The 14,111-nt window shown below is 45.9% G+C and carries 17 protein-coding genes; all 17 read left to right on the forward strand.

What is annotated here, in order from left to right:
• Positions 1-10: 10 nt before the first annotated feature.
• The 17 genes from L1N85_RS01105 (at position 11) to proS (ending at position 14,109) form a co-directional block, all read left to right on the forward strand.
• Positions 11-472 carry a chemotaxis protein CheW gene (locus L1N85_RS01105; protein WP_235233909.1) on the forward strand — a complete coding sequence of 154 codons (462 nt, stop codon included), beginning with the start codon at positions 11-13 and terminating at the stop codon, positions 470-472.
• 3 nt (positions 473-475) lie between these two features.
• On the forward strand, positions 476-1,096 hold the full coding sequence (locus L1N85_RS01110; RefSeq protein WP_235233911.1) for a chemotaxis protein CheC: 621 nt from the start codon (positions 476-478) through the stop codon (positions 1,094-1,096).
• Complete coding sequence (locus L1N85_RS01115) at positions 1,093-1,587, forward strand: chemotaxis protein CheD (protein ID WP_235233913.1); 495 nt, start codon at positions 1,093-1,095, stop codon at positions 1,585-1,587. The genes L1N85_RS01110 and L1N85_RS01115 overlap by 4 nt, the downstream gene beginning before the upstream one ends.
• Before the next feature lies 1 nt (position 1,588).
• Positions 1,589-2,026: a hypothetical protein gene (locus L1N85_RS01120; protein WP_235233915.1), complete on the forward strand. Its 438-nt coding sequence runs from the start codon at positions 1,589-1,591 to the stop codon at positions 2,024-2,026.
• Between the two features lie 4 nt (positions 2,027-2,030).
• The gene (locus tag L1N85_RS01125) at positions 2,031-2,816 is read left to right on the forward strand and encodes a FliA/WhiG family RNA polymerase sigma factor (protein ID WP_235233917.1); all 786 of its coding nucleotides are present in this window, start codon (positions 2,031-2,033) and stop codon (positions 2,814-2,816) included.
• Between the two features lie 16 nt (positions 2,817-2,832).
• Entirely contained in the window at positions 2,833-4,239 is a 1,407-nt protein-coding gene (locus L1N85_RS01130; protein WP_235233919.1) for a DUF342 domain-containing protein, read from the forward strand.
• Positions 4,240-4,304: 65 nt separating this feature from the next.
• Positions 4,305-4,826: a DUF6115 domain-containing protein gene (locus tag L1N85_RS01135; RefSeq protein ID WP_235233925.1), complete on the forward strand. Its 522-nt coding sequence runs from the start codon at positions 4,305-4,307 to the stop codon at positions 4,824-4,826.
• Complete coding sequence (locus tag L1N85_RS01140) at positions 4,819-5,406, forward strand: hypothetical protein (RefSeq protein WP_235233927.1); 588 nt, start codon at positions 4,819-4,821, stop codon at positions 5,404-5,406. Before L1N85_RS01135 ends, L1N85_RS01140 begins: the two co-directional genes overlap by 8 nt.
• 178 nt (positions 5,407-5,584) lie before the next feature.
• Entirely contained in the window at positions 5,585-6,283 is a 699-nt protein-coding gene (rpsB, locus tag L1N85_RS01145; protein WP_053375748.1) for a 30S ribosomal protein S2, read from the forward strand.
• A gap of 162 nt (positions 6,284-6,445) precedes the next feature.
• Positions 6,446-7,096: a translation elongation factor Ts gene (gene tsf / locus L1N85_RS01150; protein WP_137183990.1), complete on the forward strand. Its 651-nt coding sequence runs from the start codon at positions 6,446-6,448 to the stop codon at positions 7,094-7,096.
• A gap of 103 nt (positions 7,097-7,199) precedes the next feature.
• On the forward strand, positions 7,200-7,928 hold the full coding sequence (gene pyrH / locus L1N85_RS01155; RefSeq protein WP_235234341.1) for a UMP kinase: 729 nt from the start codon (positions 7,200-7,202) through the stop codon (positions 7,926-7,928).
• Positions 7,928-8,482 (forward strand): ribosome recycling factor, encoded by a 555-nt coding sequence (gene frr, locus L1N85_RS01160; RefSeq protein ID WP_235233931.1) that lies wholly within the window; start codon positions 7,928-7,930, stop codon positions 8,480-8,482. Before pyrH ends, frr begins: the two co-directional genes overlap by 1 nt.
• 61 nt (positions 8,483-8,543) lie before the next feature.
• Entirely contained in the window at positions 8,544-9,308 is a 765-nt protein-coding gene (locus L1N85_RS01165; protein WP_235233936.1) for an isoprenyl transferase, read from the forward strand.
• A 27-nt stretch (positions 9,309-9,335) separates the two neighbouring features.
• The gene (locus tag L1N85_RS01170) at positions 9,336-10,130 is read left to right on the forward strand and encodes a phosphatidate cytidylyltransferase (protein ID WP_235233938.1); all 795 of its coding nucleotides are present in this window, start codon (positions 9,336-9,338) and stop codon (positions 10,128-10,130) included.
• A 16-nt stretch (positions 10,131-10,146) separates the two neighbouring features.
• The gene (locus tag L1N85_RS01175) at positions 10,147-11,286 is read left to right on the forward strand and encodes a 1-deoxy-D-xylulose-5-phosphate reductoisomerase (protein WP_235233941.1); all 1,140 of its coding nucleotides are present in this window, start codon (positions 10,147-10,149) and stop codon (positions 11,284-11,286) included.
• A gap of 89 nt (positions 11,287-11,375) precedes the next feature.
• Positions 11,376-12,650, forward strand: a complete 1,275-nt coding sequence (rseP, locus tag L1N85_RS01180; protein ID WP_235233948.1) for an RIP metalloprotease RseP — start codon at positions 11,376-11,378, stop codon at positions 12,648-12,650.
• 10 nt (positions 12,651-12,660) lie between these two features.
• A complete protein-coding gene (gene proS, locus L1N85_RS01185; protein WP_235233951.1) occupies positions 12,661-14,109 on the forward strand; it encodes a proline--tRNA ligase in 1,449 nt (482 codons plus the stop codon).
• Positions 14,110-14,111 lie beyond the last annotated feature (2 nt).

Here is a 14,111-nt window from a genome sequence, read left to right on the forward strand (position 1 = left end):
GGTTTTTACGATGGGAGAAGAGTTAAAGGTTATCGTATTTGCGCTTGGCAACGAAGAGTATGGGATTGAAGTCGATAAGGTTCGAACAATTGAAAGATTGTCTCCAATTACACGCGTACCCAAAACAGCAAGCTTTATTAAAGGCGTTATTAATTTGCGCGGTGTCGTCGTTCCAGTCCTCGACCTGCGCGGACGTTTTAACCTATCGGAAACAACGGCAACCGAAAACTCCAGAATCATCGTTGTATCCGTCGCAGACATTGAGGTTGGTTTTATCGTTGATTCGGCGAACGATGTTATCGATATTGACTCCGATACGATCGATTTGCCGCCTGAAATAGTCGGAGGGATTAAAGCAAAATATTTGAGAGGCATTGCGAAGCTTGGTGAAGGTCGACTTCTCATCATGTTGAATTTGTCTGAAGTACTGAATAAAAATGAAATCATTCAACTCGAACAGCTTGAGGTATAGCTAGTGAGTCTATATAGCCGTTTTGAAGCATTTGAATTAGATGTTCTAAAAGAAGTCGGCAACATCGGTGCAGGAAATGCCGCAACGGCATTGTCCCGCTTGATAGACAAGCCTGTAGACATGGCGGTTCCTAAAGTAAGCCTGCTTCCTTTTGAGGAAGTAGCGGAACGTGTTGGCGGCTCGGAGCAAATCGTAATCGCGGTGTTCTTACGTGTAGAAGGCGAAGCCCCGGGCAACATGTTTTTTATTATAGAAGAAGCTTCTGCCAAACGGCTTCTCCGTCAACTGCTTTCGATAAAAGCAGAGGTACAAGAAGGTTACTCCGAGATGGAACTGTCGGCTTTATGTGAGATAGGAAATATTTTGGCGGGTTCGTATTTATCTTCTTTGGCGGACTTCACTCACTTGTCGATGGCACCTTCCGTTCCAGCTGTCGCGGTCGACATGGCAGGTGCAATTCTCAGCTATGGACTCATGCAATATGGCGAGATGGGCGACTCAGCCTTACTAATTGAAACGACTTTTCTGGAGGATCATCAGTCGCTTGAAGGTCATTTCTTTCTTATTCCTGATCCGGAATCGTTCGATAAAATTTTTAGAGCTTTGGGAGTCGTCGGCGAATGATACAACAAAATTTGATCAAGGTTGGCATGGCAGACTTAAATATCGCAACGGAAGGAGCCGTTCTGAAAACGACCGGATTAGGATCTTGCGTAGGGCTTACGTTGTTTGATCCGATTCGAAAGGTGGCTGGAATGGCGCATGTCATGCTGCCATCTTCAGATATTGCCCGAGAGACCAAGATGAATCTTGCAAAATATGCGGATACTGCCATACCTGAGCTGCTTGATCGAATGGTTGCAGCAGGAGCTTACATAGAGCGGATGAAAGCTAAAATGGCTGGCGGCGCACAAATGTTTGCGATGTCCGGTCATTCCGATTCCTTGAGAATTGGTCCGCGCAATGTGGAATCATGCATCGAAATGCTGCACAAGTTTAAAATACCGATTTTAGCTCAGGATACGGGCGGAAGTTTTGGACGCACGATTGAATTTGACAGCACGAATGGATTGCTTTCGATCAGAAGTGTGCAGTTTGGTATAAAGGAGATTTGATATGCTGGGAACATGGCGATGGAATGTCGTATTTGGACTGATCGGCACCGTACTTACGGTAGCTTTCTCAATCGGCAATAATCCGATTTCGGTCATGCTGCTTAGAAGTGTGTATGCTTTCATCGCTTTTTTTGTTCTTGCGTATGGCGTACGCGTAGTGTTGGCCTTCATCCTTCAGCCTCCGTCCCTGGTCGGAGAGCATTCGGAGCAGGATGTTGGTAAAGGAAACCAGTTTGACATGCAGACGCCTGATGAGACGTATGATCTGAATCAATTGCTTAAATCGCAGCTGCAGGATGGGGCGATACCGCCGTCCGTTGAAACTCCATCCAATGAGGCAGCAGACTTTCGGCCTTTAAATCCTCCTCAATTGTTATCTGCAAAAAATACTCAGCCTGAGGAATTGGTTAAAGCCATTCGTCACCTGACAGGAGAGTGAGTCGATGATTGAGCAGAAGACGCTTCATTTGACAAACTTCCATTTGTGGCAAGCCTGGAAGGAACAAAGCGATTTGGAAGCAAAGAAGCAGCTAATCGAACAATACTTGCCGCTCGTAGATTATGTTACAAACCGTATGGCAATCGGACTTCCGAAAAATGTGATTAAAGACGATCTAGCCAGCAACGGCGTTATGGGGCTGATCGACGCGATTGAGAAGTTCGATTATTGCCGGGGCTTGCAATTTGAAACCTATGCTTCATGGCGCATTCGCGGAGCAATAATTGACGGCTTAAGGCAAGGGGATTGGGTTCCGCGTTCGGTACGTGAAAAGGCGAAAAAAGTAGAAGAGGCGTATCAGTACTTGGAGCAGCATTATCTGCGTTCGGTAACCGATGCCGAGATTAGCGAGTACTTGCAAGTATCGGAAAAGGAATTTATAAGTATGCTCCAGGATATCGCGGTAACAACCGTATTTTCTTTAGAGGATCCGATACGCGATGAGGAATCAGAAACAAGAATGTCGCTGCTTGTCGATGACAAGGCAAAAAACCCGGACTATAAAGTGCATGAATTTTATTTGAAGGAATCGTTGATAAATGGGATTGAACGATTGACCGAAAAGGAACGTACCGTCGTTTCTCTGTTCTATTATGAGGAACTGTCACTAAGTGAGATTGCTGAGGTTATGTCACTGTCACCTTCGAGAATTTCCCAGCTCCATTCGAAAGCCATCTTGCGGCTTCGCGGAGCGTTGGCTAAAAATAAAGATCAACTCATGCAGCATTAGAGAGGGGGGGAGTAAGGTGGACAATCAACAATTGGAATCATACCTGCGTATTCAAACATCAGTCGATAAGCTGTCTGCCTTTTTAACATTTAACCGAATGACAGATGAGTTTGCCTGTAACGCAGAAGAGCTTGAGCGTTTCTTGCACAGCAAAGGTATTATCCATGGACTCCGAGCTGAAGTGCTGAGTCAAATTGGAACTAACCCGCTTGCTTACTGCAAGGAACAAACGCTCATTGCCCAGGGTGATCCGCCCGTTCCGGGGAATGACGGATTCGTAAAGCTAGTTTATGATATGGAGAAAAAGTACAATCGTCCTGCTGAGCTCGAAGATGGAAAGGTAGATTTCAAGGAAGTCGTCCAGCTTAAAAACGTAAAGCGAGGACAATTGATTGCAGAGCGATTCGAACCTCAGCCTGGACCGGCAGGCAAGACAGTAACGGGGGAGTTGATACCTCCTAAGCTTGGCAAGCAGGCCAGGTTCAAGGTGGGTAAAAACGTCGTAGTCAATGTTGATCAGACCGCTATGTATGCCGCTATTGACGGTTTAATAACGATGACTGACAAAGAGAAAATAAATGTTTTTCCGGTATATGAAGTAAACGGCGATGTGGATTACAGCATTGGAAACATTGATTTTGTCGGAACCGTCGTCATTCGCGGTAATGTGCTCAGCGGTTTTCGCATCCGGGCTTCGGGCGATATTAGAGTAATTGGCGGAGTAGAAGGTGCAGAAATTGAATCGGAAGGCTCTGTTGAAATAACGGGCGGAATCTTAGCTGGTAATAAAGGTTATGTGAAAGCAGGACGGAATGTCCGCTGCTCCTTTATTCAGGATGGGAACGTAATCGCCGGCGAAGACGTGCTCGTGTCGCAAAGCATCATGCATTCACATGTGAAGGCTGGCAAAAGCGTCATTTGCTCAGGCGCTAAAGGGTTAATCGTAGGGGGGAGCATACAGGCAGGAGATCTCGTTAGTGCGAGAACTATCGGAAATTCCATGTCAACCGCAACCTCAATCGAGGTAGGGGTGAAACCCGAATATCGGACCGAGCTGCTTGAATTAAGGATGAATATCAAGCAACATGCAGATAATTTGGACAAAACGGATAAAGCGCTGGCGATACTCGACCAATTAGCGGCTTCAGGTCTTATAACGCAAGATAAACTCGCATTGAGGATTAAGCTAACGGCTACGAAGCGACAAACGGTTCTGGAGAACGATCAAGCAAAAGAACGGATTCTCGAAATTGAAAGAACGCTTGAGGACAGCGACAGTTCCAAGGTTGACGTAACTAACACTGTATTTGGCGGCACGAAAATCGTAATCGGCAGATATACCAAGTTTGTAAAGGATTCTGCTCAGCGTGTTTCGTTCCGTTACTCGGAGGGGGATATTGTGCTGATGCCGTATTCTACTTGAATAACCCGAATGCGCCGCAAAAAAGGAGTGAATGATTATGACTTTCGAAAGGCAGGTATGAAGCGATGCAACCTTACTTACCATATCTATTATTGCTCGGTGCGGTTGTCTTTGTTGGCGCTATGGTGATGCCGCGCAAGAAACAGAACGTTATGCTACCAGATCAGACCGTGCAAAACATGGAAAACGCACTTGAGCAGTTTATGGAAAACATGGAGAAGGATAATCAGGAACTCGTTCAACTTGTAACGAATGCGCAGCAGGCTGCTAAAAAGGATGCTGATCACAAGGAGAAGCGTATAGTTGAACTTGAACGCATTTGCGAATCGCTAACAGAACAGCTTAAGTTAACGAATGAAAGGCCTGTTGTCCAGCTTCTTTCAGAAACTCCGAAGAAGCAGCTCACAGAAGCAGTAATAATGGAGCCTGTCTCTATCCCTACCATCCATGCTCGTTATTCAGAGCTTTTTCTACTATATGATCAAGGAAAATCGATTGAATCGATTTCCAAAAAACTAGGGATGAATAAAGGAGAGGTTCAGCTCATTATTCAGCTTGCGAAGCAGGAGGCGGCTGCTCATGCTTAAAAACCGAATATTTTTAATGGGCTTCGGCGCAGGTATTATTTTAGGCGCATTACTATTTCAACTCATGCTGCTCGGAGAGCAAAGCAACCAGAATCTGAAGCAAATTAATAACGACACGAGTGAGAAGCTATTTACGCAGGCTGAAGTGGATGCACTGCTGAAGGCAGAGCGTGACTCTGCCAAAATAGACGAGCAAACGAAGAAAGAAGCAGAGGTTGAAATCGAGCCGCCTGCTACTACGAAACAGCCCGCTGAAAGCAGTAAAGAAGCAGCCGAGAATGATGATCAATTTGCTGCGATAGAAGAAAAAGCCATGACGAAGCCGGCGGTCAGGCATGTCATTCATATTGAAGCGGGCTCCAGTCTGACCGTAACGGCGGATTTGCTTGCGAAGCACAACGTTATTCAGAGCAATACCGCATTCGTAAATCAAATGAAAAAGTCGAAAAAACTGGTCCGCGCCGGTTATTTTTTATTTCATGAAGGTATATCCGTCGACGAAGCGATTACAATCGTGACTGGTCAGCCATTAACAAAGCAACAAGCGGATTCACTCACGGATGAGACTTCAACGGACTAGCTTGTGTTTTTGTAAACGAATGTTGCGCAAGGAATGTATATATGGTATATTAATTGACGGTGTTAAAAACGCACGCAGGTCAATTTTGTCAAATGGTGCTTTCGCCCGGCGGAAGTTTTGACAAAAGATGCGACTAGCGGAGGAGCACTAAAAAACCATTACAGGAGGTGTTGAAGAAATGGCGGTTATTTCCATGAAACAGCTATTAGAAGCTGGGGTACACTTCGGTCATCAGACTCGTCGTTGGAACCCGAAGATGGATCGTTATATCTTCACAGAAAGAAACGGAATCTACATTATCGATTTGCAAAAAACGGTTAAGAAAGTTGACGAAGCTTACAACTTTGTTAAATCGATTGCAGCGGACGGCGGCACTATGTTGTTCGTTGGTACGAAGAAACAAGCTCAAGATTCCGTGAAAGAAGAAGCAGAACGTTGCGGCAACTTCTACATTAACCAACGTTGGTTAGGCGGAACTTTGACAAACTTCCAAACGATTCAAAAGCGTATCGACCGTTTGAAGCAGCTAGAGAAATGGGAAGAGGACGGCACTTTCGAGGTTCTGCCTAAGAAAGAAGTAATCATTCTTCGCAAAGAAAAAGACCGTTTGGAGAAATTCCTTGGCGGCATTAAAGGGATGAAAGGATTGCCAAGCGCGTTGTTCATTATCGATCCGCGCAAAGAGCGTATTGCAGTTGCAGAAGCTCGTAAACTTGGTATTCCAATCGTTGGTATCGTCGATACGAACTGTGATCCAGACGAAATCGATTATGTAATTCCTGGTAACGATGATGCGATTCGTGCCGTTAAATTGTTGACGTCGAAAATGGCTGATGCAATCGTTGAAGCTAATCAAGGCGAGCAAACAACGGCTTAAATTAGAGATGTTTAGCTAGTCAGCAAAGGGTGGTCAGATGGTGATAAACCTCTCACTGCCCTTTTTTTGAACGCAATTCAACAGTGAAAATTGGTAAAAGATCCAACAAGTACATCATTACGAAGCAAAGTCAGCTTCGTGAAACCTATAGGAGGGCTTATAATGGCAGTTAGTGCTAGCGCGGTAAAGGAACTACGGGAAAGAACAGGAGCAGGTATGCTCGATTGCAAGAAAGCTTTGGATGAAACAAACAACGATATCGATAAAGCGATTGCTTTGCTTCGTGAGAAAGGTTTGGCAGCAGCAGCTAACAAAGCTGGACGTATTGCGACAGAAGGCGTAGTTGAGTCATACATCCATGCTGGCGGACGTATTGGTGTAATCGTTGAAGTTAACTGCGAAACGGACTTCGTTGCTAAGACGGATCAATTCCGTGAATTCGCTAGAGACGTTGCGATGCAAATCGCTGCAGCTAATCCGAAATTCGTTCGTCGTGAAGAGGTTCCTGGCGATGAGCTTGAAAAAGAACGCGAAATTTTGAAGGCTCAAGCACTTAATGAAGGTAAGCCTGAGAAAATCGTTGAGAAAATGGTTGAAGGCCGTATTTCAAAATACTATGAAGAGTATTGCTTGCTTGAGCAATCCTTCATTAAAGATCCAGATAAAACGATCTCGACTTTGCTGAATGAAAAAATTAGCGCTATTGGCGAGAATATATCGATCCGTCGCTTTGTTCGTTACGAACTCGGTGAAGGCCTTGAGAAAAAAGTAGACAACTTCGTAGAAGAAGTAATGGCTCAAGCGAAACTTTAATCCGAACGCATAGGCGGGGCGGGGCGTCCGCCCCGCCTGCTTGTATGATTAGAACATATTTGAAGGACCTCAGCAGCTGAGGTGCGTGATGGAGGTATAAATGTTGGAACATCCTGTGTATAAACGTATCGTTTTGAAAGTAAGCGGTGAATCATTATCCGGACAGGAAGGCTATGGTATAGAAGCGTCTGTCATTTCTTCTATTGCTGATCAAGTGAAAGAGGTTGTTGCGCTTGGCGTAGAAGTAGCCATCGTTGTCGGCGGCGGTAACATATGGCGTGGCATCGCAGGTTCGGCGAAGGGGATTGACCGTGCCACGGCTGATTACATGGGCATGCTGGCCACTTTGATGAACTCGCTTGCTCTTCAGGATGCATTGGAACAAATTGATGTCCCAACCCGTGTTCAAACTTCGATTGCTATGCAGCAAATTGCCGAGCCTTATATTAGACGTCGTGCAATTCGTCATTTGGAAAAAGGCCGCGTCGTTATTTTCGCTGCTGGAACGGGTAATCCGTTTTTCTCAACGGATACGACGGCAGCTCTTCGTGCGGCTGAAATTGAAGCTGAAGTCATATTAATGGCAAAAAATAAAGTGGACGGTGTTTATTCAGCTGATCCATTCAAAGATAGTACAGCTGAGAAGTTCGAGGAGCTGACTTATCTTGATATGCTCAATCGCAATTTAGGTGTTATGGATTCGACAGCATCCTCACTATGCATGGACAATAATATTCCGCTAATCGTTTTTGCGATCACTGAGAAAGGGAATATTAAACGCGTCGTGCTCGGTGAGAAAATCGGAACGATAGTGAAAGGAAGTGCGAAATAATGCCTCAGGATATCAAAAAAAATGCAGAAGAGCGCATGGAAAAAGCCATTGCGGCAATGAAGCGCGATTTATCGTCGCTGCGCGCAGGCAAAGCGAATCCAGCATTACTTGATCGTATACAAGTCGAGTATTACGGTGCAATGACGCCCCTTAATCAGCTGGCTAATATTAATACGCCTGATTCCCGCACGCTGTTCATACAGCCTTGGGATAAATCGTCCATGAGCGCAATAGAGAAAGCGATCATGAAATCGGATTTAGGCCTTAATCCTTCAAATGACGGTGTGTCGATTCGTATTTCTATCCCGCCGCTTACGGAAGAACGTCGCGCGGAGCTGGTGAAGACATCGAAGAAGTTCGGCGAGGAAGCAAAGGTAGCGATCCGTAACATCCGACGTGACGCTAATGACGCGATTAAGAAGCTGGAAAAAACAGCGATTTCCGAAGATGAATCCCGCGGCCATCAAGAAGATATTCAAAAGGCAACGGATAAATTCATAGCTGAAGTAGATAAAGTGCTATCAGCCAAAGAGAAAGAAATTATGGAAGTATAATGAAACTCTGGGCCCCTCCGACAGGTGGGGTTTGGTTTTGATTTCGGTTGGGGGGAGTAAGATGATCGAGCGACTTTGGGCCAAATTTGGCAAATCATCCCTACAGCCGAATGAACCTGGGGCCATTGAGAATGTGCCTGAGCATGTTGCCATTATAATGGACGGGAACGGCCGCTGGGCTAAAGATCGTGGATTGCCACGAATGGCAGGTCATCATTCCGGCATGAAAGCGGTCAAACGTATTACAATTGAAGCAGATCGGCTTGGCGTCAAATATTTGACGTTGTATGCATTTTCAACTGAAAATTGGAAACGCCCGAAAGCTGAAGTGGATTTTCTTATGAAATTGCCCCAACAGTTTTTGGAAATTGAATTAGAAGAACTAATTGCGAATAACGTACAGGTTCGAATGATGGGACAAAAAAAGGATTTGCCATCGTTTACGATAAGCGCAGTGGATGAGGCAATCGTCAAAACGGCAAATAATACCGGACTTGTACTTAATTTCGCTTTAAATTACGGAAGCCGCAAAGAAATGCTGGAAGCCGTGAAAGATATCGCTGCTGATGTACAGCAAGGACGTATAGCTATAGAGGATATTGACGATAAAGTTATGGCAGATCGATTGCTGACAAGCGGCATGCCGGACCCAGATTTGCTTATCCGTACGAGCGGTGAACTACGTCTTAGCAATTTTATGATGTGGCAGTTAGCGTATAGCGAATTATGGTTTACCGATGTGTATTGGCCCGAATTTACGGAAAAGCATTTTCAGCAGGCTATTTTGGAATATCAGCGCCGTGCACGTCGATATGGTGGATTGTAGCTTCAAGTAACGGAGTGTGACTTTTCATTGAAACAACGAATTATTACGGGCGTTATAGCAGGGGCTCTGTTCATTAGCATAGCCATATTCGGAGGGTGGTTATATACCGGATTATTGGTTCTGCTGGCGATCATCGGTTTTACAGAATATGTGCGAATGAATGGAGTAGCATGGTCGGATCCGTCTTCATTGCTCGGATATGCGAGCGTGCTTCTGTTCGTGCTGCCATGGGCCGAGTGGGGAATCAAAATGCCTTCGGATTTAACGATTCTTTGGATGCTGGCGTTCCTATTGCTTGCGGTAACTGTCATTACAAAAAACAGAACGACCCTTGACGGCGCCGCGCTCATGTTGCTTGGCGCTTTATATGTAGGTTACGGCTTTGTTGCTATGATTGAGATTAGACAAATGGAGCAGAATGGACTGTTTTGGACATTCCTTACCTTTTTCTGCATCTGGGCATCGGATATCGGCGCTTATTTTTTTGGCCGCGCATTCGGTAAAACGAAGCTTTGGCCGTCTATTAGTCCAAATAAGACCATTGAAGGAGCTTTAGGCGGTGTATTATTATCGCTTGCAGTATCCGCTGTGTTCGCTTTGACGGCTTCTGAGCTTATTGAATGGCCAAAAGCATTGCTTATTGGATTAATAGCAGCCGTAGCGGGTCAGTTCGGAGATTTAATTCAATCGGCCTACAAGCGTGTCAGAAATATTAAGGATACAGGTTCGCTGTTACCGGGACATGGCGGTGTCCTTGACCGTTGTGACAGTTGGCTTATCGTATTTCCGTTGTTATGGCTAACGGAGCTTCTCCCCGTTTAACTCAGGAGGGTTTTATATGAAAAAAATAAGCATATTGGGCTCGACGGGCTCTGTCGGAACCCAAACGCTGGATATTATTGCACATGACCCGGAACGGTATAAGGTTGTAGCGCTTTCCGCAGGTTCTAACGTGGATTTGATCATAGAACAAGCGAAGCAATTCAAACCTGCTATCGTGAGCCTTGCGTCTAAAATGGACGCAGATGCCGTTAAACCTCATTTGCCTGCAGGTACAAGAGTCGTTTACGGCGAAGAGGGGCTGATAGAGGTAGCCGCCGGTACTGAAGCAGATATCGTCGTGACAGCTATCGTTGGAAGCCGAGGGCTGCCGGCTACATTGGCGGCTATTCATGCAGGGAAGACGATTGGCTTGGCAAACAAAGAAACGTTAGTTACGGCTGGGCATATCGTTATGGAGCGGGCGAAGCAACGTAATGTAAAGATACTGCCGATAGACAGCGAACACTCAGCCATCTTTCAATGTTTGAACGGGGAAAATCGCCAAGCCGTGAAGCAAATTACGCTTACAGCATCAGGCGGCTCCTTTCGTGACCGCAGCAGGGAACAGCTGGAGGGCGTAACGGTCGCCGAAGCGTTGAATCATCCGAATTGGTCAATGGGCGCAAAAATTACGATCGATTCCGCAACGATGGTCAATAAAGGCTTGGAAGTCATCGAGGCAAGATGGCTGTTTGATGTTACATATGAGCAAATAGATGTCATTATTCATCCGGAAAGCATTATTCATTCTTATGTGGAGTTTTCTGATCACAGCATTATTGCTCAGCTTGGATTGCCGGACATGCGTATTCCGATTCAATATGCTTTATCCCATCCGGAACGTAATGCGACTCCGACAAACAGGCTCCAATTAGCCGAAATCGGCAAGCTGCATTTTAGAGAGATGGATTTTGCCAGATATCCCTGCTTAAGGTTGGCCTTTGAATGTGGCCGAATGGGACAATCAGCACCTACCGTCTTTAATGCAGCGAACGAAGTAGCAGTCGCCCGCTTTTTAAAGGGTGAAATCGCATTTCTTGATATCGAACGAATTTTGGAGACGGTACTCGGTAAGCATGAAGTTTCCGATTTGAATGATTTGCAGATGATAGCAGAAGTGGATGCATGGGCTCGAAGGTTGGCAGAATCCGTGTAATTGAGCATGAAAAAACGGTTCTCTTGTATCGGACGGGAGAATAATGATAATCTATGTACAGGCCGTAACGAACAGGAGGCTTAAGCTTAATGCATATGATTCAAGTCGTCTTTTTGACTATACTCGTTTTTTTCGTTATCGTAACGATTCATGAATGGGGTCATTACTTTTTCGCGAAACGCGCAGGTATATTAGTTCGTGAGTTTGCCATAGGTTTCGGGCCTAAGCTGTTTTCCATCAAACGGGGAGAGACGAGATATACGCTAAGACTTATTCCGGCAGGCGGTTTCGTTCGCATGGCGGGTGAAGATCCGGAGATCGTCGATGTACAGGCAGGCCAAACGATTGCCATGCGAGTGAAGGAAAACTTGGTTACGAGACTTTATTTAGATCGACTTGATGAACGGAGCGGCGTTATTCGCGGCGAAGTTGTTCATATTGATTTGGAACGCAAGCTTTCCGTTACCTTGAATGTAGAAGGTGATAACGAGACTTACTCGGTGCATCCTCAAGCATTAATGATAACCAAAGGAAAAGAAACGCAGATTGCTCCCGTTGACAGGCAGTTTGGAAGCAAGACGGTCGGGCAACGCGCGCTCGCTATATTTGCCGGTCCGTTAATGAACTTTGTTCTTGCCTTCGTATTGTTCGCCGCATACATTCAAATGGCGGGTATTCCGGTTGAATCGCCGGATAAGCTATTCGTTAATGAAATTACAGACGGTATGCCCGCGGACAAAGCGAATTTGCGTAAGGGAGACGTTATTGATGCGGTTAACGGAGTTAAAATCGGTGCCGATTTTGATAAAATGATCGATATAATCGGTAAATCACCTAATGTCCCTGTTAAAATGGATATTATTCGTGACGGCAAAGCTCAGCAAATCGAGATTACCCCTCAGCCTAACGAAGAGGGAGTGGGCAAGGTGGGAATCACCGCGGCATTGCCGACTCGTGCCGCTACGTTCTCAGAAACGTTTACAGGTGCGGCTAAGCTCATGAAAAATATGACGATCAGCATATTTGAAGGCTTCAAAAAGCTAATTTTTGGTGAATTCAAGTTGGATGATTTGGGCGGGCCTGTGCGAACTGCGGAAGTCACGAGTCAAATTGCACAGCAGGGCATTGCACAGCTTACGTCTTGGACAGCATTACTCAGTCTGTATTTAGGGATATTTAATTTGCTTCCTATACCGGCGCTTGACGGAAGCCGTCTGATTTTCCTCGGGATTGAAGCGATTCGACGTCGTCCCATTGATCCTAACCGGGAGAGCATGGTCCATTTCGTAGGCTTTGCGCTCATCATGCTGTTGATGCTGGTTGTAACCTATAATGATATTTTACGATTGGTAAGAGGGGAGTAGTCAGTTGCTTATGTCTAAAGATAAACAGTTTGTAACGGAAATCACGCCGCAAAGTGAGGATTTCTCCAGATGGTATTTAGATGTTATTAAAAAAGCAGAGCTTATGGATTACTCGCCGGTACGCGGCTGTATCGTATTCCGTCCGGAGGGCTATGAGCTTTGGGAAAATATCCAACGTGATCTCGATCGTAGATTTAAGGAAACCGGTCACCGGAATGCCTATTTTCCATTATTTATTCCGGAGAGCTTCTTCCAGAAAGAGAAGGAGCATGTCGAAGGCTTCAACCCTGAGCTGCCTTGGGTAACTGAAGCTGCAGGCGAGAAGCTGGAGGAGCGGCTCGCTATCCGTCCGACCTCGGAAACGATGTTCGGGCATATGTATTCGAAATGGATTCAATCGTATCGCGATTTGCCATTGCTGATCAATCAGTGGGCAAACGTGGTACGTTGGGAGAAGCGGACGATGCCTTTCTTGCGGACAAGCGAATTTCTGTGGCAGGAAGGCCACACCGCTCATGAAACGGAAGAGGACGCTCGTCAAGAAACGATGCAAATGCTGGAAGTTTACACGCAATTCGTAGAGGAATTCCTTGCGATACCGGTCATAAAAGGCGAGAAAACGCCATCGGAGAGATTTGCGGGCGCGGTTGATACGTATTCAATCGAGGCGATGATGAAGGACGGAAAGGCCGTGCAAGCGGGCACCTCGCATTATTTGGGCACGAAGTTTGCTGTCGCTTTCGACATTAAGTTTCTGGACCGTGAAAATACGCTTCAATTTGCTCATACCACATCTTGGGGAGTAAGCACGCGTCTTATCGGTGCGCTTATTATGGTTCATGGCGATGATCGCGGTCTTGCATTGCCGCCGAAGGTAGCTCCGACGCAAGTTATCATGATTCCGATTGGACCTGCGAAAATGCGCGAGCAGGTTGTTGGCCGCGTTGATGAGCTTTACGCCGAACTGAAAAAAGCAGGCGTGCGTGTTCGCGTTGACGACCGCGCTGACGTTAGTCCGGGTTGGAAATTCAATGAATATGAAATGCGCGGCGTACCGCTGCGTCTTGAGCTCGGACCTCGCGATATGGAAAATGGACAAGTTGTCCTTGTTTCACGCATAACTGGTGAGAAACGTATCGTGCAGCAATCGATTCTAGTAGCCGAAGTCGAGGCTTTCTTAGCAGAAACTCATGACGAAATGTTCAATCGGGCTAAACAATTCCGTATCGATAATTCGCGTTCAGTAGATACTTTGGATGAAATGAGAAGCTTCCTCGAGGAGCAGCGCGGTTTTGTAGAAGCCGGATGGTGCGGCTCCGCAGCATGCGAGAAGCAGGTAAAAGAAGAAACGGGCGCGACAAGTCGTAATATTCCTTTTGCGCCGACCGTTCAGAAGAAAACATGTTTGGTGTGCGGAGATGGTGCTCAGCATACTGTCGTATTTGCACGTGCTTATTAAGG

The organism is Paenibacillus alkaliterrae, assembly GCF_021532375.1.
Taxonomy (GTDB): domain Bacteria; phylum Bacillota; class Bacilli; order Paenibacillales; family Paenibacillaceae; genus Pristimantibacillus; species Pristimantibacillus alkaliterrae.

Bases quoted from the DNA above. Each gene is read 5' to 3' on its own strand.
- L1N85_RS01140 (WP_235233927.1), top strand. From the start codon at position 4,819: ATGCTTAAAAACCGAATATTTTTAATGGGCTTCGGCGCAGGTATTATT.
- frr (WP_235233931.1), top strand. From the start codon at position 7,928: ATGCCTCAGGATATCAAAAAAAATGCAGAAGAGCGCATGGAAAAAGCC.
- L1N85_RS01165 (WP_235233936.1), top strand. From the start codon at position 8,544: ATGATCGAGCGACTTTGGGCCAAATTTGGCAAATCATCCCTACAGCCG.
- L1N85_RS01175 (WP_235233941.1), top strand. From the start codon at position 10,147: ATGAAAAAAATAAGCATATTGGGCTCGACGGGCTCTGTCGGAACCCAA.
- tsf (WP_137183990.1), top strand. From the start codon at position 6,446: ATGGCAGTTAGTGCTAGCGCGGTAAAGGAACTACGGGAAAGAACAGGA.
- L1N85_RS01125 (WP_235233917.1), top strand. From the start codon at position 2,031: ATGATTGAGCAGAAGACGCTTCATTTGACAAACTTCCATTTGTGGCAA.
- L1N85_RS01120 (WP_235233915.1), top strand. From the start codon at position 1,589: ATGCTGGGAACATGGCGATGGAATGTCGTATTTGGACTGATCGGCACC.
- proS (WP_235233951.1), top strand. From the start codon at position 12,661: ATGTCTAAAGATAAACAGTTTGTAACGGAAATCACGCCGCAAAGTGAG.
- L1N85_RS01105 (WP_235233909.1), top strand. From the start codon at position 11: ATGGGAGAAGAGTTAAAGGTTATCGTATTTGCGCTTGGCAACGAAGAG.
- rpsB (WP_053375748.1), top strand. From the start codon at position 5,585: ATGGCGGTTATTTCCATGAAACAGCTATTAGAAGCTGGGGTACACTTC.
- L1N85_RS01115 (WP_235233913.1), top strand. From the start codon at position 1,093: ATGATACAACAAAATTTGATCAAGGTTGGCATGGCAGACTTAAATATC.
- rseP (WP_235233948.1), top strand. From the start codon at position 11,376: ATGCATATGATTCAAGTCGTCTTTTTGACTATACTCGTTTTTTTCGTT.
- L1N85_RS01135 (WP_235233925.1), top strand. From the start codon at position 4,305: ATGCAACCTTACTTACCATATCTATTATTGCTCGGTGCGGTTGTCTTT.